Source organism: Pseudomonas sp. CFBP 13719 (assembly GCF_014842095.1).
Taxonomy (GTDB): Bacteria; Pseudomonadota; Gammaproteobacteria; order Pseudomonadales; family Pseudomonadaceae; genus Aquipseudomonas.
Window position 1 is genome coordinate 159,494 of the sequence record NZ_JACYVB010000003.1, and the last position, 24,377, is coordinate 183,870.

21 protein-coding genes and 1 tRNA gene are annotated in these 24,377 nt (G+C 63.0%); 6 read left to right on the top strand and 16 right to left on the bottom strand.

Annotation, left to right across the window (positions count from 1 at the left end; translation table 11 throughout):
- Positions 1-29: 29 nt before the first annotated feature.
- The 5 genes from IFT57_RS11050 to IFT57_RS11070 all read right to left on the bottom strand — a co-directional run bounded on the left by IFT57_RS11050 (position 30) and on the right by IFT57_RS11070 (position 7,553).
- Complete coding sequence (locus IFT57_RS11050; protein WP_192151400.1) at positions 30-1,334, bottom strand: MFS transporter; 1,305 nt, start codon at positions 1,332-1,334, stop codon at positions 30-32.
- A 99-nt stretch (positions 1,335-1,433) separates the two neighbouring features.
- Positions 1,434-2,375: a sugar kinase gene (locus IFT57_RS11055; protein ID WP_192151401.1), complete on the bottom strand. Its 942-nt coding sequence runs from the start codon at positions 2,373-2,375 to the stop codon at positions 1,434-1,436.
- On the bottom strand, positions 2,368-3,150 hold the full coding sequence (locus tag IFT57_RS11060) for a TIM barrel protein (RefSeq protein WP_192151402.1): 783 nt from the start codon (positions 3,148-3,150) through the stop codon (positions 2,368-2,370). The genes IFT57_RS11055 and IFT57_RS11060 overlap by 8 nt, the downstream gene beginning before the upstream one ends.
- A gap of 64 nt (positions 3,151-3,214) precedes the next feature.
- Positions 3,215-4,216, bottom strand: a complete 1,002-nt coding sequence (locus IFT57_RS11065; protein ID WP_446731187.1) for a LacI family DNA-binding transcriptional regulator — start codon at positions 4,214-4,216, stop codon at positions 3,215-3,217.
- A gap of 982 nt (positions 4,217-5,198) precedes the next feature.
- On the bottom strand, positions 5,199-7,553 hold the full coding sequence (locus tag IFT57_RS11070; protein WP_192151403.1) for an FdhF/YdeP family oxidoreductase: 2,355 nt from the start codon (positions 7,551-7,553) through the stop codon (positions 5,199-5,201).
- 242 nt (positions 7,554-7,795) lie between these two features.
- Here IFT57_RS11070 and IFT57_RS11075 point away from each other — a divergent pair, with 242 nt between their 5' ends.
- On the top strand, positions 7,796-9,472 hold the full coding sequence (locus IFT57_RS11075) for an NAD-dependent malic enzyme (RefSeq protein ID WP_192151404.1): 1,677 nt from the start codon (positions 7,796-7,798) through the stop codon (positions 9,470-9,472).
- An 11-nt stretch (positions 9,473-9,483) separates the two neighbouring features.
- Here the strand turns inward: IFT57_RS11075 and hyi are convergent, their stop codons facing one another.
- The 3 genes from hyi to IFT57_RS11090 form a co-directional block, all read right to left on the bottom strand.
- A complete protein-coding gene (hyi, locus tag IFT57_RS11080; protein ID WP_192151405.1) occupies positions 9,484-10,266 on the bottom strand; it encodes a hydroxypyruvate isomerase in 783 nt (260 codons plus the stop codon).
- Between the two features lie 128 nt (positions 10,267-10,394).
- Positions 10,395-11,681: an MFS transporter gene (locus IFT57_RS11085; RefSeq protein WP_122797681.1), complete on the bottom strand. Its 1,287-nt coding sequence runs from the start codon at positions 11,679-11,681 to the stop codon at positions 10,395-10,397.
- Between the two features lie 96 nt (positions 11,682-11,777).
- Positions 11,778-12,989: a pyridoxal-phosphate-dependent aminotransferase family protein gene (locus IFT57_RS11090; RefSeq protein WP_192151406.1), complete on the bottom strand. Its 1,212-nt coding sequence runs from the start codon at positions 12,987-12,989 to the stop codon at positions 11,778-11,780.
- A gap of 153 nt (positions 12,990-13,142) precedes the next feature.
- On the opposite strand from IFT57_RS11090, the gene IFT57_RS11095 reads away from it, so the two are divergent.
- Complete coding sequence (locus IFT57_RS11095; RefSeq protein ID WP_192151407.1) at positions 13,143-13,850, top strand: GntR family transcriptional regulator; 708 nt, start codon at positions 13,143-13,145, stop codon at positions 13,848-13,850.
- Positions 13,851-14,048: 198 nt separating this feature from the next.
- Here the strand turns inward: IFT57_RS11095 and IFT57_RS11100 are convergent, their stop codons facing one another.
- The 3 genes from IFT57_RS11100 to nhaR form a co-directional block, all read right to left on the bottom strand.
- The gene (locus tag IFT57_RS11100) at positions 14,049-16,703 is read right to left on the bottom strand and encodes a filamentous hemagglutinin N-terminal domain-containing protein (RefSeq protein WP_192151408.1); all 2,655 of its coding nucleotides are present in this window, start codon (positions 16,701-16,703) and stop codon (positions 14,049-14,051) included.
- Positions 16,704-16,866: 163 nt separating this feature from the next.
- The gene (codA, locus tag IFT57_RS11105; protein ID WP_192151409.1) at positions 16,867-18,108 is read right to left on the bottom strand and encodes a cytosine deaminase; all 1,242 of its coding nucleotides are present in this window, start codon (positions 18,106-18,108) and stop codon (positions 16,867-16,869) included.
- Positions 18,109-18,202: 94 nt separating this feature from the next.
- Positions 18,203-19,105 (bottom strand): transcriptional activator NhaR, encoded by a 903-nt coding sequence (gene nhaR, locus IFT57_RS11110; protein ID WP_122797677.1) that lies wholly within the window; start codon positions 19,103-19,105, stop codon positions 18,203-18,205.
- Between the two features lie 181 nt (positions 19,106-19,286).
- On the opposite strand from nhaR, the gene IFT57_RS11115 reads away from it, so the two are divergent.
- Complete coding sequence (locus tag IFT57_RS11115; protein WP_192151410.1) at positions 19,287-20,042, top strand: TerC family protein; 756 nt, start codon at positions 19,287-19,289, stop codon at positions 20,040-20,042.
- 84 nt (positions 20,043-20,126) lie between these two features.
- On the opposite strand, the gene IFT57_RS11120 is transcribed toward IFT57_RS11115, so the two are convergent.
- The gene (locus IFT57_RS11120) at positions 20,127-20,312 is read right to left on the bottom strand and encodes a hypothetical protein (RefSeq protein WP_192151411.1); all 186 of its coding nucleotides are present in this window, start codon (positions 20,310-20,312) and stop codon (positions 20,127-20,129) included.
- Between the two features lie 213 nt (positions 20,313-20,525).
- Between IFT57_RS11120 and IFT57_RS11125 the strand changes: the two genes are divergently transcribed.
- Positions 20,526-21,197 carry a peptidase C39 family protein gene (locus IFT57_RS11125; RefSeq protein ID WP_122797675.1) on the top strand — a complete coding sequence of 224 codons (672 nt, stop codon included), beginning with the start codon at positions 20,526-20,528 and terminating at the stop codon, positions 21,195-21,197.
- A 281-nt stretch (positions 21,198-21,478) separates the two neighbouring features.
- Here IFT57_RS11125 and IFT57_RS11130 read toward each other — a convergent pair whose 3' ends face one another.
- Entirely contained in the window at positions 21,479-22,762 is a 1,284-nt protein-coding gene (locus tag IFT57_RS11130) for an NAD(P)/FAD-dependent oxidoreductase (RefSeq protein ID WP_192151412.1), read from the bottom strand.
- Positions 22,763-22,934: 172 nt separating this feature from the next.
- Between IFT57_RS11130 and IFT57_RS11135 the strand changes: the two genes are divergently transcribed.
- Positions 22,935-23,011, top strand: a tRNA-Val gene (locus IFT57_RS11135).
- Positions 23,012-23,067: 56 nt separating this feature from the next.
- Positions 23,068-23,262: a hypothetical protein gene (locus tag IFT57_RS11140; protein WP_192151413.1), complete on the top strand. Its 195-nt coding sequence runs from the start codon at positions 23,068-23,070 to the stop codon at positions 23,260-23,262.
- Between the two features lie 76 nt (positions 23,263-23,338).
- Here IFT57_RS11140 and IFT57_RS11145 read toward each other — a convergent pair whose 3' ends face one another.
- From IFT57_RS11145 to IFT57_RS11155, 3 genes are all read right to left on the bottom strand, one after another.
- On the bottom strand, positions 23,339-23,572 hold the full coding sequence (locus tag IFT57_RS11145) for a DUF6555 family protein (RefSeq protein ID WP_122715321.1): 234 nt from the start codon (positions 23,570-23,572) through the stop codon (positions 23,339-23,341).
- A gap of 150 nt (positions 23,573-23,722) precedes the next feature.
- The gene (locus IFT57_RS11150) at positions 23,723-23,896 is read right to left on the bottom strand and encodes a hypothetical protein (protein WP_192151414.1); all 174 of its coding nucleotides are present in this window, start codon (positions 23,894-23,896) and stop codon (positions 23,723-23,725) included.
- An 88-nt stretch (positions 23,897-23,984) separates the two neighbouring features.
- A complete protein-coding gene (locus IFT57_RS11155; RefSeq protein ID WP_192151415.1) occupies positions 23,985-24,281 on the bottom strand; it encodes a DUF6388 family protein in 297 nt (98 codons plus the stop codon).
- Positions 24,282-24,377 lie beyond the last annotated feature (96 nt).

The following is a 24,377-nucleotide window of genomic DNA, read 5'->3' on the forward strand; positions in this document are numbered from 1 at the left end:
CGCGATTTCACCAAGTTTCATGATCTGCGTCAGTTTTTGCAGGACGCAAGCGAGGTGGCACCCGGTTTACCGACCACCACATCGCAGCCTCCGGGCTTGAGCATGATGGTCAGCAAAGCCGAGAGCAGCAGCGCTCCGCTCATCAACAGGTAGGACGCACCCGGGTTGCCGGTGCTGGCGTTCAGATAGCCGACCAGGTAGGACCCGGCGAACGAACCCAGCGCGCCCATGCTGTTGATCAGCGCCATGGCGCCACCGGCCACGTTGGCAGGAAGGATTTCCGGCACGATGGCAAAGAACGGACCATAGGGCGCGTACATGCACGCTCCGGCGATCACCAGCAGTGCATAGGACCACCAGAAGTGCTCGCTGCCCAGCGCGTAGGAGCCGTAGAACGCCAGTGCCGCCAGCAGCAATGGTGGCCAGACGAAGCGCTTGCGCCGTTGCATACGGTCGGAAAACCAGCTCACCACCAGCATGCCGATCACGGCTGCGAGGTAGGGCAGGGAAGACAGCCAGCCGGCCTCGATCATGTCCATCTGCGCGCCCTGCTTGAGAATCGACGGCAGCCACAGCACGAAGCCGTACACGCCCACGCTCCACAGGAAGAACTGCAACGACAGGGTGATGACCTTGCCCGAACGGAAGGCTTCGGCGTAGTTCTTCACCGGCTTCATGCCCACCTGCTCGGCGGCCAGGGCCTGCTGCAGGTCGTCCTTTTCCTGTTGGCTCAGCCATTTCGCCTGGGCGGGGCGATCATCGGCCAGGCGCCACCAGATGAATGCCCAGATGACGGCGGGCAGCCCTTCGATGATGAACATCCAGCGCCAGCTGTAATGCTGGATCAGATAGCCGGACACCACCGACATCCACAGCATCGTCACCGGGTTGCCCAGTATCAGGAAAGTGTTGGCCCGCGAGCGTTCGGCGCGGGTGAACCAATGGCACAGGTACACCAGCATCGCTGGCATGACCACGGCTTCGACCACGCCGAGCATGAAGCGGATCACGATCAGCCAGTAGGCGCTGGAGACGACACCGGTCAAGGTGGCCAGGCTGCCCCAGAGGATCAGGCTGACGAAGATCAACTGCTTGACGCTGTGCTTCTGCGCATAGATCGCGCCGGGGACCTGGAAGAAGAAGTAACCCAGGAAGAACAGGGCACCGAGCAGCGACGACAGGCCCGGCGTTATGTTCAGGTCGGCGGCCATGCCCAAGGCTGCGGCGAAACCATAATTGGCCCGGTCCAGATAGGCCAGGCTGTAGGTGATGAAAACGATTGGCATGATGTACCACCAGCGACGGCTGGCGAGTTTCACGGTCTGGCTGTGCATGGTCTGACTCCTGAGCATTTTGTAATTGTCGCAACAGGTAGGGCGTTCTAATTCACGGGTGCAGCGCGCAACGTTTTGCGGGTGGCTTTTTTGCGTGCGTCAGTGGCTTTCGTCCTCGATCAGCGCGGCGCGCGTCGGCAGGCCTTCCATGTCGCCCGGGCTCTGCACCGCCAGGCTGCCGATCCAGTTGCCGCGCGCGGCGGCCTGGGCCAGGTCGCGGCCTTCGAGCAGGGCACTGATGACGCCCACGGCAAAGCCGTCACCTGCGCCGACCGTGTCCACCACCTTGGCCACCGGGCGGCTGGCCACGTAGCCTTGCTGCTCGGCGCTGCAATAGAATGCGCCGTCCGCGCCCAGCTTGATCACCACCGCTTGCACACCAAGGTCCAGGTAGAAGCGGGCAATGTCTTCGCAGTGTTCGTGTCCGGTGAGCAACCGTCCTTCGGCCAGGCCCGGCAATACCCAGTCGGCGAGTGCAGCGAAGCTGTTGATCTGCTCGATCATGTGCGCCTGGCTGGGCCACAGCGAGGGGCGCAGGTTGGGGTCGAACGAGACACTGCGCCCTGCGGAGCGCATGGCAGTCATCAGGCCACGGGTCAACGCGTGCATGCTCGCTGACAGCGCTGGGGCTATGCCGGTGGCATGCAGGTGGCGGGCGTCGAGCAATCGCGCAGGTACATCGGCGATGCCCATATGGCTGGCTGCCGATCCGCGGCGGAAGTATTCGACCGTGGGGTCGCGGCCATCGTCCTGCAGCGACTTGAACTGGAACCCGGTGGGGTGCTGTGAATCCACGCCGACATGGCTGCAGTCCAGGCCCTCGCGCTGCAACGCCGCGACGATGAACCGACCGAGCGAGTCGTTGCCCACTCGGCTCAGCCAGGCGACGTTGAAGCCCAGCCGCGACAGGCCGATGGCGACGTTGTTGTCGGCACCGGCAATGCGCTTGTGGAAACGCTCGACATCCGCCAGTTCGCCGGTCTGCTCGGCGACGAACATGGCCATGGTTTCGCCGAAACTCAGCACATCGAACTCAGCCATGCGCCACCTCCTGCGCGGCTTGGCCAAGGCAGGCGAGGGTGGCCACCTGGGCCTTGCCGACCGCCAGCAGATCGCTGCCCTGCAACGGGTACTCGATGGCCCGCACCAGGCCTGGTGCCATGTGGCAGAGCAGGCGTGACCATTGGTGCAGGTCGGTCAGCTCGGGCGGCGTGGCGACCAGCTTGCCGGCGGCGGTGCGTTGTACTGCCTTGCAATGGATGTACTCGACGAAACGGCCCAGCTGTCGAGCGGCATTCGATACCGACTGTTGCTGCCATTGCCAGTTGCCGATGTCGAAGGTCATGCCCACGGGCAGGCCTTGCCGGGCTATCGCAGTGAAGAAGTCGACCAGCGGCTCGATCCGACCACCGTGGGCGGTTTGGTCGTTCTCGATCAGCAGGCGCACGGGTTGATCGCGCAACTGGTCATGCAACAGGTGCAAGTCGCTGGCAGTGGAGAAAAAGCCCAGCGAGACCTTTAGCCAGATCGCGTTGCACGCGGCCGCGCGAGCGAGCGCCTGTTGCAGCTGCGGATTAGGCGCAGCCTGGCCGGGCTGCCAGAGTTCGAGCGGCGAGGAATAGACACAGGTCAGGTCTTGCGCGGCGATCGCGCTGCGCAGTGAGGGCGCATCGAAGTCACCGAAAAGCTCCTCGCGCAGTTCGATATGGCTGGCACCGGTCTGGGCAACCAGCGGTGCCAGGCTGGCCTGACCCTGTGAACGGACGTGGTCCGCGCCGAAACTGGAAAGGCTGATGGAGACGGGATAGGGATACATTTTTATTGTCCTCTGAAACCGGTTTCAAATTTGGCCTGCGCAAGGCGTACGTAGCAGTGTTCGGTTAGCGTGGCGGTGTGGAACCTCGGATGATCAGGTCAGGGGTGAAGTGGAACGTCTGGGCTGGACCTTGCGCACCCTGCAGCCGCTTTAACAGGCATTCCAGGGCTTGCACGCCGATGGCATGGGTGGGTTGGGCGAGGGCGGTGATACCGTTGCCTACCAAGGGGTACCAGTCGAGATCGTCGAGCGCGATCAGTCCCACGTCTTCCAAGGCCGGGCTGCCCAGTTCCCGCAGGGCCAGGGTGCACGCCAGCGCCGCCACGCCATTGGCGCAGAACAGCGCCTTGGGCCCGACGTCGGCGCTGGCGAGGAAAGTCCGCAGTTGCTCGCCAAGGTTGCCACCGGTGTAGAACACCGGGCCGCCGGTGCGTTGTGCGAAGGCCTCGATGCGTTCGGTACGGGAGCTGGTGCCATCGACCGCTTCACTGACCAGCGCAAGGTGGCGATAACCCTGCCCGTGCAGGTGGTCGAGGGCCATGCCGACGGCCATCCGGTTGTCCAGCCCGACGAGGTCGCTGGGCAGGTCGGCCACCTTGCGGTCGACCAGCACCATGGGCAGTTCCCGTTGCAGCTCGCGCAGCTCATCCAGGTGGTGGCCGAGGGTGTTCACGATCAGACCCTCGACGTTGTAGGCACGCATGGCCTGCAACTGCTGGCGTTCCTGTTCCGGGTCGCGATCGGTGTTGCACACCACCAGGCTGTAGCCATGGCGACGGCAGGCGGTTTCCACGCCATGCATCACGGCCACCGAGTAGGGGTTGCGGATATCGGCCATGAGCATGCCGATCAGGCGCGTACGACCGCGCTTGAGGCCACGGGCCATCTGATTGGGGCGATAGCCTAGGTCGTCGATGGCGCGGGCGATGCGTGTGGCGATGACGTCGGACAGCAGACCGCGATCATCACCGATGAAGCGCGAAACACTGGCCTTGGATACACCTGCGCGCTCGGCAACGTCGAGCATGGTCACGCGGGGGCGCACAGGAATGGAAAGACGGGTCACGGCCTGAGTCCTTTTATGGATGTTATGGGCAGGCGATCGTTGAATTGAAACCGGTTTCAGGAAACACCAGATTTAAGTTGCCGTCAACGGGGGGCGGCAGATTTTTGTGGGTTGCAGAAAACCCAACGCCGCGGTGTGTCAGGCACTCCGCGGTGCCCCTTTCGCGGCCGATGACCGCTCCTACAGGGGTACCGGGGTCCCGTTTGGCACAGGTGTACGCGGACAAACTGTAGGAGCGGTCCGTGGCCGCGAATCAGGCGCCGCAGTGCATCAGGCAATCCGCGGTGCCCCTTTCGCGGCCGATGACCGCTCCTACAGGGGTACCGGGATCCCGTTTGGCACAGGTGTACGCGGACAAACTGTAGGAGCGGTCCGTGGCCGCGAATCGGGCGCCGCGGTGTGTCAGGCACTCGGCGGCGTCTCTTTCGCGGCCGATGACCGCTCCTACAGGGGTACCGGGATCCCGTTTGGCACAGGTGTACGCGGACAAACTGTAGGAGCGGTCCGTGGCCGCGAATCGGGCGCCGCGGTGTGTCAGGCAATCCGCAGTGTCTCTTTCGCGGCCGATGACCGCTCCTACAGGGGGACCGGGATCCCGTTTGGCACAGGAAGTACGCGGACAAACTGTGGGAGCGGTCCGTGGCCGCGAATCGGGCGCCGCGGTGTGTCAGGCACTCCGCGGTATGCCTTTCGCGGCCGATGACCGCTCCTACAGGGGGACCGGGATCCCGTTTGGCACAGGAAGTACGCGGACAAACTGTGGGAGCGGTCCGTGGCCGCGAATCAGGCGCCGCAGTGCATCAGGCAATCCGCGGTATGCCTTTCGCGGCCGATGACCGCTCCTACAGGGGTACCGAGATCCTCTGTGGCACAGGCGTACGCGGACAAACTGTAGGAGCGGTCCGTGGCCGCGAATCGCGCCGCGGTGGGTCAGGCAATACGCAGTGTCCCTTTCGCGGCCGATGACCGCTCCCATAGGGTGCTAGATCACCTGGTCGGCCAATGGAATAGCGTGGGCCATGTCTTCGGCACCGGCCTGGGCCTTGTGCAGGGTCACCGGGATCGACTTGGCGGCGGGCACCTTGCTCTTGCTCGCGTAATGCCACAAGGGCACCAATGCATTGCATTCGGGGTAGTAGGCGCCCGCGCAATTGATCGGGATATCGTAGGCGATGATCTGCATCGGCCCCACCTCGCGGCGCACCTGCGGCTCGATGGCGGTACGAATCGTCACCCAGTCGCCCGGATTGAAACCCAGCCGGACGATGTCGTTACGGTTCAGGAAAATCACGCTGCGCGTGCCCTTGACCCCGCGAAAACGGTCCTCGTAGCCATACACCGTGGTGTTGAACTGATCGTTGCTGCGCAGCGTCATCAGTTGCAGCACATCGCGCTGTCCGGCGTTCTGCGAGACGTCGTCGTCCTCGTCAAGCGTCTTGGCCGTGACGAACTGCGCCTTGCCCGAGGGCGTGGTCCACTGGCGCTCGCAGGCGCCCAGCGGCCGATGGAAACCACCGGGCTCCCACATCCGTGTCTCCATGTCATGGAAGATCTCTGGATAGGTCTGGGCGATGGCCTCCCGCACGCGGGCATAATCCTGGCGCCACAGCTCCCACGGAATCTGCTCGTTGCCGCTCAGCGTCGCGTGGGCCAGGCCGGCGATGATCGCCAACTCCGCGCGCAAGTGCTCGCTGGCAGGCTCGGCGCGGCCTTCCCAGGCGCGGATGCAGCCGGTGCTGTCCTCGGTGGTGTAGACCTGGCGGCGACCGTCCTGCACGTCGCGCTCGATGCGCCCCAGGCACGGCAGCAGCCAGCCATGCTGGCCGGGGAACAGGTGCGTGCGATTGAGCTTGGTGGCGATCTGTACGTTGAGGGTCAGTCCTGCCCAGGCCGGCTCGATGCGTTGGGTGTCCGGCACCGCGCGCAGAAAGTTGCCGCCCAGGCCGATGAAACCCTTGACCGTACCGGCCACGATGCCCTCGCAGGCATCCACCGTGGCCATGCCCTTTTGCTTTGGTACCTTGATGCCGAACAGCGACTCGATCTTGTCGACCGGAACCTTGGCCGGATCCTCGGTGATGCCCACGGTGCGCTGGCCCTGCACGTTGGAGTGACCGCGCACCGGGCAGATACCGGCACCTGGCTTGCCGATGTTGCCGCGCAACAACAGCAGGTTGACCAGCATCTGCACGTTTTGCACGCCATGGCGATGCTGGGTCAGCCCCATGCCATAGATGATCATCACCCGGTTGCTGCGGGCATACACGGTGGCAGCGGCCTCCAGCGCCGCGCGATCCAGGCCGCTGCGCTGTTCCAGCGCGGCCCATTCGTGCTGATCCACCTGCGCCAGGAATTCATCGACGCCCTCGGTGTGCTCGGCAATGAAATCATGGTCGATCACCGAAGGCCGGCCGTCGGCACGCGCCGCCCGGTCCATCGCCAGCAGAGCCTTGGCGATACCCATCACCGCCGCCGTGTCACCCCCGATGGCCACTTGGTGATACTGCGTGCTGATCACCGTGGAATCGGGGCCAAGCATTTCCACCGGCGATTGCGGATTGACGAACCGTTCCAGACCGCGCTCGCGCAGCGGGTTGAAGCTGATGATCGGCACCTGGCGCTTGCGCGCCTCCTGCAGTGGATGAAGCATGCGCGGGCTGTTGCTGCCCACGTTCTGCCCGAAGAAAAAGATGCAGTCGGTCAGCTCGAAATCCTTCAGGTTCACCGTTCCGACCGGTACCCCGATGCTTTCCTGCAGGCCGACCGACGTGCTTTCGTGGCACATGTTCGAGCTGTCCGGCAGGTTGTTGGTGCCATAGGCGCGGGCCAGCAACTGGTACATGAACGAGGTTTCCAGCGAGGCCCGTCCCGAGGCATAGAACACTACGCTGTCCGGCTCCAGCCCACGCAGTTGCTCGCCGATGCCCTGGTAGGCTTCCTCCCACGTGGTGGTCACATAACGATCACTGGCCGCCTCGTAACGCATCGGATGAGTCAGGCGCCCGTTGCGTTCGAGCTCGTAGTCGCTCCAGGTGCGCAACTCGCTGAGGCTATGCTTGGCAAACAGCTCGGGACCGGTGCGCAGCGCGGTCAGCTCCCAGGCGGTCGCTTTCGCGCCGTTCTCGCAGAATTCCAAGGCATGAGGATTGCCCGGCTTCGCCCACGCGCAGCTGACGCAGGCGAACCCGTCGGGCTTGTTTTGTCGCAACAGCGCAGCAGGGCCCTTGCCCAGCGCCTGCTGGCGCCAAAGGATATTCATCACCGAAAACGCCGATCCCCAGCCTCCGGAAGAAGAGCTGTAGGGTTGATAGCGCGCTTTCGGATGAATGATCTGCATGGTGTCGTTCCTCGGGTGCGAATGCCTCGGTGCATGAGGCCTGCATTTACGACGGCCCGTGATCGGCAAAGGTTCGAAGAGCTTTGCGCAGCGCCGCCTGCAGGCCGTTCTCGTGCACGTCGACCGGCATGAACCCGCTGCCGGTGCTGGCGCCACGGCGGCGATTGCGCTAAAACCGATGGCACCCTTTGGCAAAGGCGTCTATTTTGAATGCAAAATACAAAAAGCAAGGGAGAGACAGCATGACCAGCTCCGCCAAACGCCCGATCAAGGTCCCGTTCACCGGCCCGGCACTGCTTGCCACGCCGTTGCTGAACAAGGGCACCGCCTTCACCGCACAGGAGCGCGACAACTTGCACCTGCAAGGCTTGTTGCCCCAGCAGATCGAAACCATCGACCAGCAATGCGCGCGGGCCTATCACCAGTTCCAGGCATGCTCGACCGACCTCGAACGTCACGTACTGCTGCGCTCGATCCAGGATTCCAACGAGACGCTGTTCTACCGCCTGGTCGACGACCACATCGACGAGATGCTGCCGATCATCTATACACCCACGGTCGGCAAGGCCTGTCAGGAATTCTCGCGCATCTACCGCAGCCATCGCGGCTTGTTCATCAGCATCGACGATGTCGAGCGCATGGACGAAATCCTCAACAACGTGACCAAGGACAACGTCAAAGTCATCGTCGTCAGTGACTGCGAGCGAATCCTTGGCCTGGGCGACCAGGGCGTGGGCGGCATGGGCATTCCCATCGGCAAGCTGTCGCTGTACACCGCTTGCGGTGGCATCAGCCCGGCCTACACCCTGCCGGTGGTGCTCGACGTGGGCACCAACAACCCCGAGCGACTCGCCGACCCGCTGTATTTCGGGCGCCGCGAAGAGCGCGTGCGCGGTGAACGCTACGAAGCCTTCGTGCAGGCGTTCGTCGAGGGCGTGCAGCGGCGCTGGCCGGAGGCGATCCTGCAGTTCGAGGACTTCGCCCTGAGCAATGCCATGCCACTGCTCGAGCGGTTTCGTGACCAGCTGTGCTGCTTCAACGACGATATCCAGGGCACCGCCGCCGTCACCGTGGGCACGTTGCTGGCCGCGTGCAAGGTCAAGGGCCAGAAGCTTTCCGAGCAGACCGTGGCATTCGTCGGCGCCGGTTCCGCCGGGTGTGGCATCGCCGAGCAGATCATCACTGCCATGCAGCTGGAAGGGTTGAGCGACAAGGAGGCGCGCAGCCGTGTCTATCTGCTCAACAGCAAGGGCTTGCTGACCGACCGCCAGCCCGACCTGTACGACTTCCAGCAACGCCTGGCCCACGACAGCGAGACGCTGACCTCCTGGTCGTTCGCCGGGCAGTGGCCAACCCTGCTGGAAGTGGTGAGCAACGCCAGGCCGAGCGTGCTGATCGGCGTTTCGGGCAAAGCCGGGCTGTTCACCGAAGAGGTGGTGAAGACCCTGTACCAGCATTGCCCCGCACCGATCGTCATGCCGTTGTCCAACCCCACTTCACAGATCGAAGCTCACCCCAAGGACATCCTGCAGTGGACCGAAGGCAATGCGCTGGTGGCCACCGGCAGTCCGTTCCTGCCGATCGAAGTGCTGGGCCGTACCTTCCCGATCGCTCAGTGCAACAACTCCTACATCTTCCCCGGTGTGGGACTGGGTGCCATTGCCAGCCGGGCCACGCGCATCACCGACGGCATGCTCATGGCTTCGGCACAAGCGCTGGCCGACAGCGCGGCAGCGGGACAAATGTTGCCACCCTTGCGCGACGTGCAGGCGGTCAGCAAACGCATCGCCCTGGCGGTAGGGCTGGCAGCGCAGAAGGACGGTGTGGCCGCGCCGATGGATGAGGCCGCGTTGCGCGAGGCGATCGACGTGCATTTCTGGAAGCCGGAATACCGCGCCTACGAACGCCAGCCTCTGTAGCGCGCCGCAGCTCAGGCCAGGTTGTGGCTCTTCATCCAGCCCAGCCCGGCCTCGGTGCCATTCAACGGTTTGTACTCGCAACCGACCCAGCCCTGGTAGCCGATCCGGTCCAGGTGCTGGAACAGGAAACGGAAATTGATTTCCCCGGTGCCGGGTTCGTGGCGGCCGGGGTTGTCCGCCAGTTGCACATGGCCGATAGCCTGCAGGTGCGCCTGCAGCGTGCGCGCCAGATCTCCCTCCATCACCTGCATATGATAGATGTCGTACTGCAGAAACAGATTGTCGTGGCCCACCTGTTCGCGAATCGCCAATGCTTGCGGTGTGCCGTTCAGGTAGAAGCCGGGCATGTCGCGGGTGTTGATCATCTCCATCACCAGGCGAATGCCATGACTCGCCAGCGCTTCGCTGGCGTAGCGCAGATTGTCGACGAGGGTTCGTTGCGTCTGCTGCGGATCGCTGCCCGGCGGGGCGATACCGGCCAGGCAGTTGATCCGGGTGTTGCCCAGCACCTTGGCGTACTCGATGGCCGTGGCCACGCCGGCGCGAAACTCCTCGCGGCGGTCTGGCAGGCAGGCGATCCCGCGCTCACCGCTATCCCAATCGCCGGGCGGCAGGTTGAACAACACCTGGGTCAAGCCGTGCTGCTGCAGTCGCGCCTTGATCTCGGCGCTGTCGAAGTCGTACGGAAACAGAAACTCGACACCCCTGAACCCGGCCTTGGCGGCGTGGGCAAAGCGCTGCAGGAATTGATGTTCGGTGAACAGCATCGAAAGGTTGGCACACAAACGAGGCATGGCAGGCTACTCCGGGCAGGAGGCATGGCGGCGGGCAAGCTATCCAGGCTGGCCCGCCGCCTTACCGGTCTTGGTTATCGTACTCCTTGCTCAGAATTGTTTCGCGCCTGATGTCATTGCGCCAGAAGTCACTTGGGTACCGCGACAGCCACCGGCGCGGCGGATGTCGGAAGCTCGTAGACGAAGCGGTTCTGTGGGCGCATGCGGAACGACAGCACCACGCCAATGGCCAGCAGCACGATGCTGACCATGAACGGCAGCTGCCAGTTGCCGAACTTGTCGATCAGCAGTCCGGCGGCCACCGGGCTGATGATCGCGGCCATGGCCGATCCGGTGTTCATCATGCCACTGGCGGTGCCGCAATGGTCCGGAGCGATGTCCATGGGAATCGCCCACATCGGCCCGATGGTCATCTCCGAGAAGAAGAACGCAATCGCCAGGCAAGCCAGCGAGACGTACATGTCGTGGGTGAACATCAGCGGCAGCAGGGCCACCAGGGTCAACGACAGGCAGATCGCAACCATCAGGCTGCGCGCCCGGTTGAGGTTGCCGGTGCGTTTGTAGATGCGATCACTGACGATGCCGCCCAGGGTATCGCCGACCACGCCACCGAAGAATACGGTCGAGGCGAATATGGCCGTGCTTTTCAGGTCCAGGCCCATGTTCATGAAGTACATGGGTACCCAGCTCAACAGCAGCCACAGGGTCCAGCCGTAGCAGAAGTAGACGATGGTGACCGGGGCCATGCGCCGGAACAATCTTCCCCAAGGCAGCTTGATGGTGTTCTTGGGCTTGGGCGGGGGCAGGGCGTCGAGCTCCTGCTGGGTGATGCGCGGGTGATCCTTGGGTTGCTCGGTGAACACCAAGGCCCACAGCGCGACCCAGACGAAACTGATGCCGGCACAGACATAGAACGACTCGCGCCAGCCATAGGCCGCCATCACCGCGACCATCGCCGCCGGCGCCAGCGCGTTGCCCAGGCGGGCAAAGGCATGAGTGATGCCTTGGGCGAAGCCACGGTTTTCCTTGCCAACCCAGCGCGACATGGCCGCAGTGGCGGCAGGGAAGGTGGCGCCTTCGCCCAGCCCCAGCAACACCCGCGCCACGATCAGCGAGACGAACCCGCCGGCCATGCCGGTGAGCACCGTGGCGCTGGCCCAGATCAGTCCGCACACCACCAGGGTGCGTTTGGCGCCGAAACGGTCGCTGACCCAGCCGCCGATGATCTGGAACACCAGGTAGGGATAGGCGAATGCCGAGAAGACGATGCCGATCTCGGTTTTGGTGAGGTTGAACTCCTTGCCGAAACCGACCGCGGCGGTACTGACGTTGACCCGGTCCAGGTACGTGATGAAATACATGGCGCACAGCATGACCAGCACCATGGTAGTAGGGCGCAGATATAACCGCTTCATGTTCTATCTCCAGTTTCTTATTGTTTACGCCCGCAGGCGTTGAGTCGGGATAGTCAGTCGCATCGGGCGCAGCCAGAGGCGGCGGCGCCGTTGGTTTCACTCGCGGCGCAGGGGCACGTGCTGCCCGCCCAGGTAATCCATCGCGGCCAGCACGCCGCTGGCGTCCAGTTTCACCCCGGCCATCTGCAGGCCCATTTCGCAACCGCTCAGGGTGGCCATGAGGGTCAGGTCGTTGCAGTCGCCCAAATGACCAATACGGAACATGCGCCCCTTGAGTTTGCCCAGGCCGGTACCCAGCGACATGTCGAAGCGTTCGTAAATGGTTTTGCGCACCTGGTCGGCGTCCACGCCTTCGGGCGTCATCACACCCGTGAGCACGGGGCTGTAGACGCTGGGGTCGGCGCACTGGATGGGCAGGCCCCAGGCCTGCACGGCAGTGCGACAGGCTTGAGCCAGGCGCTGATGGCGGGCGAAGACGTTGTCCAGGCCTTCGCCGAGGATCATGTCCAGCGCTTCGGAGAGCCCATAGAGCAGGTTGGTGTTGGGGGTGTAGGGCCAGTAGCCGGTCTTGTTCATCTCGATGATGTCATCCCACGCCCAGAAGCTTCGCGGCAGGCCGCCGCGCTGGCTGGCCTCGATGGCCTTGGGCGACAGCGCGTTGAAGCTGATACCGGGCGGCAGCATGAGTCCTTTCTGCGAGCCTGAGATGGTGACGTCCACGCCCCATTCGTCATGGCGGTAATCAGCCGAGGCGAGCCCGGAGATGGTGTCCACCAGCAACAGGGCAGGGTGCCCGGCGGCATCGATGGCCCGGCGCACGGCGGGAATGTCGGAGGTCACCCCGGTGCTGGTTTCGTTGTGCACCACGCACACGGCCTTGATCCGCTGCTCGCTGTCCTGTTCCAGGCGCGCCTGGATCATGTCTGCGCGTACGCCACCGCGCCAGCCTTCGATGCCTGGCAGGCCGATGAATTCGGGCTTGAGCCCCAGGCTGATGGCCATCTTCTGCCAGAGGCTGGCGAAATGGCCTGTTTCGAACATGAGCACCTCATCGCCTGCGCTCAACGTGTTGCACAGTGCCGCTTCCCACGCACCGGTGCCCGAAGCGGGGTAGATGATCACCGGGTGGCGGGTCTTGAAAATCCGTTGAATGCCTTCGAGCACTTTGAGACCCAGTTCGCCGAACTCGGGGCCGCGGTGATCGATGGTCGGGTAGCTCATGGCGCGCAGGATGCGATCGGGCACCGGGCTGGGGCCGGGGATCTGCAGAAAATGGCGGCCGGCAGGATGGAAGTCGAGCTTGAGCATGAGTGAACCCTTTGTTGTTGTATTTTGAATGCAAAATTACATTAGCAGCTGGGCCCGCTGTGTCAAACCACTGAATTGCGCTAATATCGGCTCAGATTCGCGCTTTTTAGAATAAGAAGAGCTCGCGTTAACCCATTGATACAAGGAGTTTGCATGCAGTCATCGTCAATGGCCGCCCCGGCCACGCCCGCGCTGCAGTTGCCACGGCTCGAACGGCAGCGCCTGCACGACACCGTGGTAGAGCACCTGCGTGGGTTCATCACCGAAGGGGTGCTGTCGCCCGGGACCAAGCTGAACGAGCGCGAGTTGTGCGAGACGCTGGGTATTTCCCGTACCCCGCTGCGCGAGGCCCTGAAGGTACTGGCCGGGGAGGGCTTGATCGAGATCAATCCCAACCGCGGCGCCAGCGTGGCGCGCATGAGCGAGTTGGAAATTCGCGAAGCGTTCGAGTTGATGAGTGGTCTGGAGGCCTTTGCCGGCGAACTGGCATGCGAGCGCATCACCGAAGCGGAGCTGGACCAGATCAAGGCTTTGCACAACGCCATGGTGGTGAGCAAGAGCCAGCATGATCTGGTGGGCTACTACCAGCGCAACCGCGCCATCCATGACTTGATCAACCTGGCTTCGCGCAATTCGGCCTTGCGCCAGATGTATCTCACGGTGAACCGCCGTCTGCAGGCGCTGCGTTTCCTGTCCAACCAGCAGGCGCCGAAGTGGGACCGGGCGCTGCATGATCATGAACAGATGATCGAGGCCCTTCAGGCCCGCGATGGCAAGCGCCTGAGCGCGATCCTGCGCCAGCATCTGCTGGAAAAGCGCGACGCGATCATGTTGCTGGTGCAAAACAGCGACCGCCCCTGATCCAGACACACCGCGCCGGCGGCCCACGTGGCGTGGCAAGGAGAACGCGTCGCACCCGGACGCGGCTTGCGCGGTGTGACGGGGCGAACGCGTCGCACCCGGACGCGGCTTGCACCGCTGCTACAGGGGAGCGCGGTCTGTAGCAGCGGCGCGAGCCGCGTCGGCGGCCCACGCGGTGTGACAGGGCGAACGCGTCGGTCAGCGCAGTGTCAGCGGCATGTTCAGATCCTTGACCCGCTGGGCGGTATCGACGCCGACACCGCCGGCGACGAACGATGACGCAAGGGTGGTGCCTTTGCTGGCCCCCAGGGATACGTCCAAGGCGGCGAGCGGCACCCCCGCCAGAGCCCCCCAGCTCGATTGCTGCGCGAAGACATGGCCGTGGTAATGGCGGCGTATCGCATCACTCTCATCCACCGGGGTATCCTTGAAAAACGCCAGTTTTTCCGAAACGGTCAATTGCCCCGCAGCGGTCACCGAAGCCGCATGGGTGGCCAGCCTCTGCGCGGAAATGTCGACGTCACCTCCGGCCTTCAGTGAAAATCCGTTATGGATACGGTCAGTGATCCGTGCGCGCTCTTCATCGTCGGCGGACACGAAGTAACTTTCGGGCAAATCATTGTCCAGCCAGACTGCCTGGTTACGTGGCCCCGTGGCCTCCAGGCTGCCGGTAAACTGAATATCGCTGGCTGCAACCTTGATATCTCCCTTGCTCTCCAGCGCCGCGCCAGCCACGTCGAGCATGTCGCCTGCCGTCAGCCGCACAGAGCCTCCAGCAATGCTGCTGCGCGCCTGCGACTCGCGGAACCCTGCGTTGCTCCAGCGGACGTGCTGCAGTTCGCCCGGCACCGGGCTCCACTGCGGCCCGCTCAACTTGAAACTTTCCTGCTCGACCATGCCGCTGATCCACAGGTTGCTGTGAGCGTCGATATTCACCGCCTGGTTGGCCGAAAGGTGCGAACCGGCGACGGTGATATTGCCAGCTCTGAACCGGGAGCCGCGTGCACGTAACGAAAGCGTGTCGCGCGCCGTCACCACCGTCGACGCGTTGCCTTGCGACGTGCGTTCGAAGCTGCGCAGCACCTCATCGGCACCCGGACGCGCACCGTCCAGATGCACGCTCTTGCTGGAACCGACAATGACCAGGTCCCCTTGGCTGTCCATGCTCACCTTCGCACCCGCGAGCCTGGCGGCACTGATACGGATGCCTTCGCCACCTATGGACAAATCGCCGTCGCGTGCGCTTATTTGGGCTTGCTGCTGATAGACGTCTTCTCGATAAGCCTCGTGCACGCGGCTGCCGGACAGCGTGACACGGCGCACACCGCTACCCTGGGAGGCCGTGCGCTTGAGATCCAGCCCGCTGATATCTGTTTCGCCAAACCCGCTGATACTCACGGACTGAGCCCCGTCAATCCAGGCGCCGGTCAGCTTGGCGCTGGGCAGGGCGATGGAACCGCCCTGGATATGGGTGGACTGCGCACTTTCGACGTAGGTGGAGGCGCTGTCTTCGGGGGCATCCGAGGAGCCCAGTCGAACCGTACGCCAGCTCTTGTCCACCTTCGCTCCGGCTTTGAGTCCTCCGCGTACCGTGTACATGCCGACGAATTCCGGACCTTCGATACGGGTCGCCGCCATCTCGATACCGTCGCCGTCCAGTCTGACCGTGCTCTTGGACATGACGCTGTTGCCGACATGGAGCAGGGCGCGTTCTTCGATCTGCGCGTCCAATTCGCCGGGTGCCAGGGTGAACCACTGGTCGTCGGCAGTTGCCTGTCGCCGCACCAGGGTCTGGTTGCTCAACGTGTCGAACGTCAAGCGGCCACCGGCCCGAGCGTCAATCAGCTGTCCGCTGAGTGCAAGCGACGTCAAGGTCATGTCGCCGGAAGACGAAAGCCGCAGGTCTGCGGTACCGGCGTCGATCGACGCCTGCGCGTGCTGCCCATCGCGCAGGGCGGCGGAACTCATCGTCAGCGCCCCGGCGGAGGCGATTTCAATGCCCTGAGCCGCGCGCAACTGTGTGACTCCCATGTTCACGCCTGCACCGTCCTGGGTGCTGATGATCTTGATGCGCCGGGCCTGCATGGCGCCCAGCAGGCTGGCGTCGACTGCCGTCTCTGGCTGTATGACGTCGCTGCTGGCCAACGTCTGCACATCGAGCCGCTGGCGACCCAGCAACAGGCTCAAATCTCCACCCGCCGTCATTTCGCCTTGGGTCTGGAGGGAGGGCGCGATCAACTGCACGGAACCCGCGCCGCCATCCAGGCCGTCCTGGCCGACTACCAGGCCCTGCTGCGCCGAGCGCGTGTCGTAGTGCTGGATGCGGCCGTCGGTCAGTTCCGCTGTGCCCACCACATACGTCGCGGTACCGGCCTGCTCCAATGCCAGGCGCGCGCCGTTGAGGACAATGCCGTTAGGGTTGCTCAACACATAATCGGCAGCCTCCCCGAAGATGACCTGTTCGCCAGCTACAGTAGATCCACGACTGCCTACGACCTCGTTGAGAATGGTGCTGGCGGCTCTGTCACTGAAGTGCACGTTGGTATTGACGTCGAGGGTCGTACCGGCGACCTGCGCCTGGCCCGCAATCAGGCTGTTGTTCAAGACCAGACCAGCGCTGCCGACGTTGTAGTCCTGCCAGCGGTTATGGGAAAGGCCTTCTGCGTTCGGCGCAACGATATCGACGATCGGCACCTGAGCTTGAATTTCGACGGTGGCAGTACCCATCGGTCCCTCGACTGCCACCAGGTTGTCGGCCGAGGCTGGGTTGAGTGTGGTGAGCAGAACAGCCGAAATAGCCAGTGCTAGCGTGTGCCGGGCGAACGCATGGGGTTTGGGCGTGGCTGGGTGCATGATGGTGCTCCTCTCTGGGGGCTATGGAATGTTGGCAAAGCGGCGGGACGAATCCGCCGCAAGCCACTCTAGAGAGGAGCGAGGCATGGCAGTGAGTGTAGGAATGATTCTCGCTATGTAGGACGTATCTGTCAGATTGCAGGGTCGCTCATTGCCTCGGCACTCAGCCGGCGTTGAACTCAACGCGCTCCGGTATCCGCGTCATCAACACCCGGCCGCCGCGAATCGATACCCGCGCCTTGGCCTGCTGACGCACGGCTTCGTAGTCGTTTTCAGCCCCCAGGATCACCATGTTGGCCGGGCGGCCTGCGGCGATGCCGTAGCGCTCGCCCAGGTTCAGTGCGCGAGCGCTGTTGTCGGTGACCAGGTCGAGCGAGCGCTGCAGGTCTTCGAAGCCCATCATGTGGCAGATGTGCAGGCCGGCGTCCAAAATCCGCAGGATATTGCCGTTGCCCAGCGGGTACCACGGGTCCTTGATGGAGTCCTGGCCGAAGCAGACATTCATGCCCGCCCGATCCAGCTCGGCTACGCGGGTCACGCCGCGGCGCTTGGGAAAGGTATCGAAGCGCCCCTGCAGGTGAATGCTTTCGGTCGGGCAGGAAACGAAGCTGATCCCCGACTGCTTGAGCAGGCGGAACAGCTTCGAGCAATAGGCGTTGTCGTAGGAGCCCATCGCCGTGGTATGGCTGGCCGTGACCCGGCTGCCCATGCCGCGCACGCGGGCCTGTTCGGCAAGCACTTCGAGAAACCGTGAATGCGGATCATCGGTCTCGTCGCAATGCACGTCCACCAGGCAACCAGTGCGCTCGGCCAGGTCCATGAGGAAGCTGATCGAGCTGACACCCTGTTCTCGAGTGTTCTCGAAGTGCGGAATTCCACCCACCACATCGGCGCCCATGGCCACTGCGCGCTCCATCAGTTGGCGCCCGTCAGGGTAGGACTCGATCCCTTCCTGGGGAAACGCCACTATCTGCAGATCGATCAGGTGGCGCGCTTCCTCGCGCACTTCGAGCATCGCCCTGAGCGCACCCAGGGTCGGATCGGTGACATCAATGTGCGTGCGCACGTGCTGGATACCGTGCTCGGCGAGCATGCCGATGGTGATCAGGGCGCGCTGCTTGGTGTCTTCGTGGGTGATGCTCGCCTTGCGTTGGCCCCAGCGTTCGATGCCTTCGAACAGCGTGCCGCTCATGTTCCATTGCGGATCACCGGCCGTGAGGGTGGCATCCAGGTGAATGTGCGGCTCGACCAGCGGCGCTATCAGCAAGTGCCCCTGTGCGTCGATGTCATCACCCTGCGCCTGGACCTTGTCGGTTTGCGCCTGCACCGCTGCAATGCGGGCGCCGCTGCAGGTGACGGTGTGCAGGCCTTCGGTCTTGCGCAACCTGGCGTTGATGATCTTCATGGAGGCACCCTTTGTGTAAAAGCCGATGACCAATGTTGCCATAGTTGTCGGCCGGCTCCCGGAAAAAAACTGCGGCGCGGCGCGCGGGTGGCGGTCACGCAGGCGTCGTGAACAGCTCGCGGCGTGCACCTTCGGTGATGGCCACGATGCCGGGATGCTTGACCTTGCGCTCCACCGAAATCACGTAGAACGACTCGGTGACGGCTTCGGTCTGCCCGATCAGCCGCACCTGGTACTGGGTCATGATTTCATCGGCAATGACACTGGGCGCGATGAAGATGCCGCTGCCCGACTGCCCGAAGGCCTGCATCAACGCACTGTCGTCGAACTCGCCGACGACTCGCGGCAGCAGGCCCTGATCGCCGAACCAGCGCATCAGCCGACTGCGCAGCACGCTCTCCTGACCAGGAATGAGCAGCGGTGCGCCGTGCAGGCATTGCGGGAAGTCACCACCATGGCGCGCGGCCAACTGCTCGGTGGCGAAGAAGCTGATGCCGCACTCGCCCAGCTTCTGGCTGTAGCCTTTGATGTCCAGGTGTGATGGCATCGGACTGTCGGAGATGACCATGTCCAGACGCTGGATCGCCAGGTCCGCCAGCAGCCGTTCCAACTTGTCTTCGCGGCAGGTAATGCGCAGCGGTTCGCTCAGTTCCATGGTCGGTGCAATCAGCCGATAGACGATCGACTTGGGTACCACATCCGCCACGCCCACCCGAAAAGGGATCTGTTCCTCATCGGGTTGGGTCCGCAGCACCGCCTCCAGTTCTCCGCCAATCTGAAACATCCGCTCGGCATAGGGCAGGGCCTGGCGGCCAGCCTCGGTCAGCTCCAGGTGCCTGCCAACACGCCGAAACAATTTCACGCAGAACGTTTCTTCAAGCAGGCTGATCTGACCGCTAATGGTTTGTGCGGTGAGGTTGAGTTGCTCACTGGCACGCACGATGCTTCCGGTGCGCGCAACGACCCAGAAATAGTGAAGCTGACGATAATTGAGCACGGCGACCTACACTTCGTAAAAACCGAAGTGTAACTGGTAAAAATACGAATTTTCCAGAGGTGTCCGTGTCTCTAGAATGCCTCGCTAGCAAAGAGCCAGTAGTTGGGGCTTGCTAGCGTGCGCGGCACCAGCCGAGCCTCTCCAGACATTCAGCGAACCGTGATAAGGGCAGGAACGATACATGGAATACCTACTGGAACTGGCTTCAAGCCCCACCGCCTGGGTGGCATTGGTGACCCTGGTGATCATGGAAGTCGTGCTGGGCATCGACAACCTGATATTCATCTCGATTCTGACCAACAAGCTGCCCAAGGAAATTCAGGCCAAGGCACGCCGTATCGGTATCAGCATGGCGCTGATCCTGCGCCTGGGCCTGCTGAGCACCGTGGCTTACATCGTCCAGCTGACCGAGCCGGTTTTCTCCGTGCTGGATCACTGGTTCTCGTGGAAGGACGTTATTCTGATCGCCGGTGGCTTGTTCCTGTTGTGGAAAGCGACCAAGGAAATCCACCACACCGTGGACCCGGTCGACCAGGAAGAAGCGAAGATCGGCGACAAGGTCACCATGAGCTTCGCTTCGGCGATCGGTCAGATCCTTGTGCTGGACCTGGTGTTCTCCATCGACAGCATCATCACCGCCGTAGGCATGACCGAGCATTTACCGATCATGATCATCGCCGTGGTCAGCGCCGTCATCGTGATGCTGGTGGCTGCTGAGCCTTTGGCCAAGTTCATCAACGACAACCCAACGGTAGTCATGCTGGCCCTGGGCTTCCTGATCATGATCGGCATGACGCTGATCGCCGAAGGCTTCGGTGCACATGTGCCTAAAGGCTATATCTACGCAGCGATGGCGTTCTCGGCAACGATCGAGGGCTTGAACATGTGGTCGCGAAGGTCCAAGCAGCGCAAGCTGGCGGCCAATCGCGAGGTGTAAAGGCGGCAGACAAAGCGAGGGGGCATGGATGCCCCCTTTTTTCGCCTGTGTATTTTGGCTGGCTTGACGTCTTGTACCGACGAGTCAGACGTGCTGAGGCGCCCCGGTACGACGAGGTGCAGCGGGCGCAGAGCGCTTGGTTACCTGGGGCTGCGCCTGCGGCTGTGAATGCTGGTGGCGGCGGGCAATTCGCAGCACGCCCCAGAGCATGGCGGCCGCCACGGCCATCCAGCCGGCGATCAGGCCGAAGATTGTCATTGCAAGGCTCATCACTACCTCCATTGCTTTCGCGTCTTCTAGGTCACGTAATAAATGACCTTGAGGGTCTGCGTGCGTTTCAACCTATTGACGAAAGGTCATTTGCGTGAGTCGGTCGGGCCTGTGCGGCCGCCCATTCTTCAGCCGCTATACCGCTGGCTGCGGGAAATCTATGATGGCCGTTCCGGCGGCACGCTGTGTGGCGCCACGGAGCAAGGGAATACGATGCAGCCCAGATCTAACGTCGTGGCCGGTCTACTGCTGATGTGCAGTCTGGTAGCAGGCCTGGCTGGTTGCGCTAGCAACAACGGCCCGGCACTGCCTGGCCTGGCGGACCGAGTGGAGCTCAACGGTGTACCGTTCTATAGGGGCAACGCCAATCAAAGCGGCTCGATGGTGCTGGCCAGCATGCTCTCGCAACAAGGCATTACCATTACACCCGGGTTGCTCGATCCGGCGCTGAAACTGCCCGGTGAAACCGATCGCCTGCAGCAGAACATCACGCGGGTAGCCCGCGAGTATGGCTTGCTGGTGTATGCGCTCGATCCGCAGCTTAATGCGTTGCTGACTCAAGTGGCGGCGGGTAACCCGGTGTTGCTGCGCTACAGCGAAGGCTCGGCGTTCTGGTCGCAACCGCGGTATGCACTGCTGGTGGGTTATGACCGATTCAAGCGGCACGTTTTGCTGCGCTCGGGGATGAACCGACGGCTGCCGATGGATTTCGACAGCTTCGATTCGGCGTGGAAGAGCGCCGGCGCCTGGGCCATCTTGGTACAGCAGCCCAACCAACTGCCGGCCAAGGTCGATCGCCAGCGCTGGTTGGACGCAGCCCGCGAGACCGCTGCTGCCGGCCAGGAACCCGCCGCCGCCCGCGCCCGCAAAGCCCTCGGCTCCTGAACGCTTCCCGTGGGAGCGGTCATCGGCCGCGAAGGGGGCGCCGCGGTATGCCTGGAGGATCACGGTGGCCCTTTCGCGGCCACGGACCGCTCCCACATGGGGTAGCGGGTTACCCGTAGGAGCGGTCATCGGCCGCGAAAGGGGCGCCGCGGTGTGACAGGCAAAGCGCCTATACCGCCGACGCGGCTTGCGCCGCTGCTACAGGGGATCGCGGTGCCTGTAGCAGCGGCGCGAGCCGCGTCCGGGGGACGCCGCAGGATTTCAGGCTGCTCGCGCTTCGATCAAAACCCCAGGCGATCGCGCAGGCTGTAATACCAGGCGCCCAGTTGTGTCAGCGGCGCGCCAAAGGTGCGGCCGCCGGGGAAGGGATAATGTGGCAGATCGGCAAAAGCATCGAAGCGCTCGGCCTGGCCGCTCAGCGCCTCGGCGAGCACTTTGCCCGCCAGATGGGTGTAGGTCACCCCATGGCCGCTGCAACCCTGAGAGTAATAGATGTTGTCGCCCAGGCGGCCCATCTGCGGCAGCCTCGACAAGGTCAGCAGGAAGTTGCCCGTCCAGGCGTAGTCGATCTTCACCTGCGCCAGCTGCGGGAACGCCTTGAGCATCTTCGGCCGGATGATCGCTTCGATGTTGGCTGGATCCCGTGCGCCATACACCACGCCACCGCCGAAAATCAGGCGCTTGTCGGCGGTCAGGCGGTAGTAGTCGAGTAGATAGTTGCAGTCTTCCACACAGTAGTCCTGCGGCAGCAGGCTGCGTGCCAGCGCTTCTCCCAAGGGTTCCGTGGCGATCACCTGAGTGCCGCAGGGCATGGACTTCGCGGCCAGTTCAGGCACCAGCTCGCCCAGGTACGCATTGCCGGCAACGATGACGAATTTTGCCCGCACCAGGCCCTGAGCGGTATGCACGACTGGATTGGCGCCACGCTCGATACGCAGGGCCGGCGACTGTTCATGGATGCGCCCGCCCAGCGACTCGACCGCGGCCGCTTCGCCCAACGCCAGGTTCAATGGATGGATATGCCCGCCACTGACATCCAGCAGACCGCCCACGTACTGCTGGCAATCGACGACCTGACGGATGCGGCCCTGATCCATCAGCTCCAGCTGGGTATGCCCGTAACGTTCCCACAGGCGCTGTTGACCCTCCAGGTGCTTCATCTGTTTGACCGTCAGCGCAGCGAAAACGCCGCCGTTCTTCAAGTCGCAATTGATCCCGTAGCGTGTCACTCGCTCACGGATGATTCGTGCGCCCTCGAAGGCCATGTCGCCGAGCAACCGCGCCTGTTCGGCACCGACGCTGCGTTCGATCACATCCAGATCGCGGCTGTAGCTGTTGACGATCTGCCCACCGTTGCGCCCCGAAGCACCGAAGCCGACCTTGGCCGCCTCCAGCACACAAACGCTGAAACCGCGCTCGAGCAGAAACAGCGCACTGGACAGCCCGGTATAGCCTGCGCCGATGATGCACACATCCGCTTCCACGTCGTCCTGAAGGGCAGGGCGAGGCGGCGCCGCGTTGGCAGACGCGGCGTAGAAGGACGGGGGATATTGCATGCTGGACATCGGGCAACCTCGGCTGGGTGGATTTCGCCTGTGCCGGGATGCTAACGCAGTTGCCCATACCTCACCAGCGCGTCGAATTCACGACTGCCAAAAATAATTCCGCTTTTCATAGGGTTAGCGAAAAAAAGGAGTTGACAGGCAATCCCGAATCCGTAGAATGCCGCCTCACAGCAGGCACGTAGCTCAGTTGGTTAGAGCACCACCTTGACATGGTGGGGGTCGTTGGTTCGAGTCCAATCGCGCCTACCAAACAAAATCCGCTCTGCTGGGCGGTCTTCAAAGGCTCACCGAAAGGTGGGCCTTTTTTGCGTTCAATGGGTTATATGCTCGAGACGCTCGATGAGGTTGGCCAGTTCTGCACTGCGCTGTTCGAGGTCAGCGAGCACCTGGTGAACTTCCGCACCCACGCCGGGCCGGTGCAAGCAGCGCCTCACATCGTCCAAAGCACCTGCATACGCCTGCTGGTGATGGTGGAGACGCATCAGATACAAAGCCAGTAGATCGTGCTCGACCATTGCGGCTACCTCATTGCGGATGGCTGCAGCCTGTCAATGCCTGATGCCCGATGCCGCAGATTCAGGTCAACGGCCGCCACTGCACGTCACGCAGCCCGCGGCGTTCGACATGCCTTCTAAGCTGCGCCGCATGTTCCGCCGGGTTGGTGCCGCCGTAGACCAGCCCGATGCCCGAGTGCAGCGCGGCGTAGTACCAGGCATCGGCATCGCTCATGTGCGTATCACGCTGCTGAAAGCGCCTGGCCTCACCGTTGAGGACGTAGCGAATCTCGTAGTCCGTGAACCGGCTTGTCATAGTTTACTCCCGTGTTACCGGGCATCAGACATGCAGGCCATTGGCCAGTTCCGTAGTGATGGCAAAAAACTACTATTGATCGTTTGGATATCGGTTCGCCAAGGCGGGCTTCATGTCACCCTGGCGTACTGCCGGACTGATGCTCAATACTCAGCTGGGCTCGGTAGACGCATCGGCGCCGTCGATGTCCGGATCGTCCGGGAGCACTTCGGGCTCGCCGTCATCGGCGTCGTTCAGCGCGGCGCCGTCACTGTGCACCTCATCGTCAAGAGGTGATTCCCCGGCCTGGCCGATAAGCGGGATGGGATCGAGATCGATAGTCATGGCATGCCTCGCAGGTTGAAGTGGGTGTCATGCTTTCGAGGCGTGATCGGCGAGCAGGGTTCGATCGAGCTTGAGACCGTCGGTCATGTCACAGTTCGACGGCATTGAATTCGCAATAGTCTTCCCAGCTCAGGCCCAGTGCGTCCGCCACTTCCTGGTCAACCTCCAGGCGCATGGTCTTGAGTTCTTCCGGGCTTTGCGCGATCAACTGCAGCGCCAACTCCCACGGTTCCAGGCCCTGAGCCTGGGCTTCATCCTCGAACGCCCACTGCACCTGTTCCGCTTGCTCGCGGCTGTCGAGCACCTGAATCTCCTCGCGCAATTCGGGGTGGGCGTCGAGGAATATCGCCAATGCGGCTGAGTTGCGGTCTTCTTTGGCGATCATGTCGGGGCCCTGCTGGCTATTCGAAAAGGTAAGGATTGCATGATGCCACGACGTGGCCGAGCCGTCAGCGGCGGTCGATGCGCAGACAGGCGCCGG

Coding starts and splice junctions, on each gene's coding strand:
- IFT57_RS11050 (WP_192151400.1), bottom strand. CDS start 1,334: ATGCACAGCCAGACCGTGAAACTCGCCAGCCGTCGCTGGTGGTACATC.
- IFT57_RS11055 (WP_192151401.1), bottom strand. CDS start 2,375: ATGGCTGAGTTCGATGTGCTGAGTTTCGGCGAAACCATGGCCATGTTC.
- IFT57_RS11060 (WP_192151402.1), bottom strand. CDS start 3,150: ATGTATCCCTATCCCGTCTCCATCAGCCTTTCCAGTTTCGGCGCGGAC.
- IFT57_RS11070 (WP_192151403.1), bottom strand. CDS start 7,553: ATGCAGATCATTCATCCGAAAGCGCGCTATCAACCCTACAGCTCTTCT.
- IFT57_RS11075 (WP_192151404.1), top strand. CDS start 7,796: ATGACCAGCTCCGCCAAACGCCCGATCAAGGTCCCGTTCACCGGCCCG.
- hyi (WP_192151405.1), bottom strand. CDS start 10,266: ATGCCTCGTTTGTGTGCCAACCTTTCGATGCTGTTCACCGAACATCAA.
- IFT57_RS11085 (WP_122797681.1), bottom strand. CDS start 11,681: ATGAAGCGGTTATATCTGCGCCCTACTACCATGGTGCTGGTCATGCTG.
- IFT57_RS11090 (WP_192151406.1), bottom strand. CDS start 12,989: ATGCTCAAGCTCGACTTCCATCCTGCCGGCCGCCATTTTCTGCAGATC.
- IFT57_RS11095 (WP_192151407.1), top strand. CDS start 13,143: ATGCAGTCATCGTCAATGGCCGCCCCGGCCACGCCCGCGCTGCAGTTG.
- IFT57_RS11100 (WP_192151408.1), bottom strand. CDS start 16,703: ATGCACCCAGCCACGCCCAAACCCCATGCGTTCGCCCGGCACACGCTA.
- codA (WP_192151409.1), bottom strand. CDS start 18,108: ATGAAGATCATCAACGCCAGGTTGCGCAAGACCGAAGGCCTGCACACC.
- IFT57_RS11115 (WP_192151410.1), top strand. CDS start 19,287: ATGGAATACCTACTGGAACTGGCTTCAAGCCCCACCGCCTGGGTGGCA.
- IFT57_RS11120 (WP_192151411.1), bottom strand. CDS start 20,312: ATGAGCCTTGCAATGACAATCTTCGGCCTGATCGCCGGCTGGATGGCC.
- IFT57_RS11125 (WP_122797675.1), top strand. CDS start 20,526: ATGCAGCCCAGATCTAACGTCGTGGCCGGTCTACTGCTGATGTGCAGT.
- IFT57_RS11130 (WP_192151412.1), bottom strand. CDS start 22,762: ATGTCCAGCATGCAATATCCCCCGTCCTTCTACGCCGCGTCTGCCAAC.
- IFT57_RS11145 (WP_122715321.1), bottom strand. CDS start 23,572: ATGACAAGCCGGTTCACGGACTACGAGATTCGCTACGTCCTCAACGGT.
- IFT57_RS11150 (WP_192151414.1), bottom strand. CDS start 23,896: ATGACTATCGATCTCGATCCCATCCCGCTTATCGGCCAGGCCGGGGAA.
- IFT57_RS11155 (WP_192151415.1), bottom strand. CDS start 24,281: ATGATCGCCAAAGAAGACCGCAACTCAGCCGCATTGGCGATATTCCTC.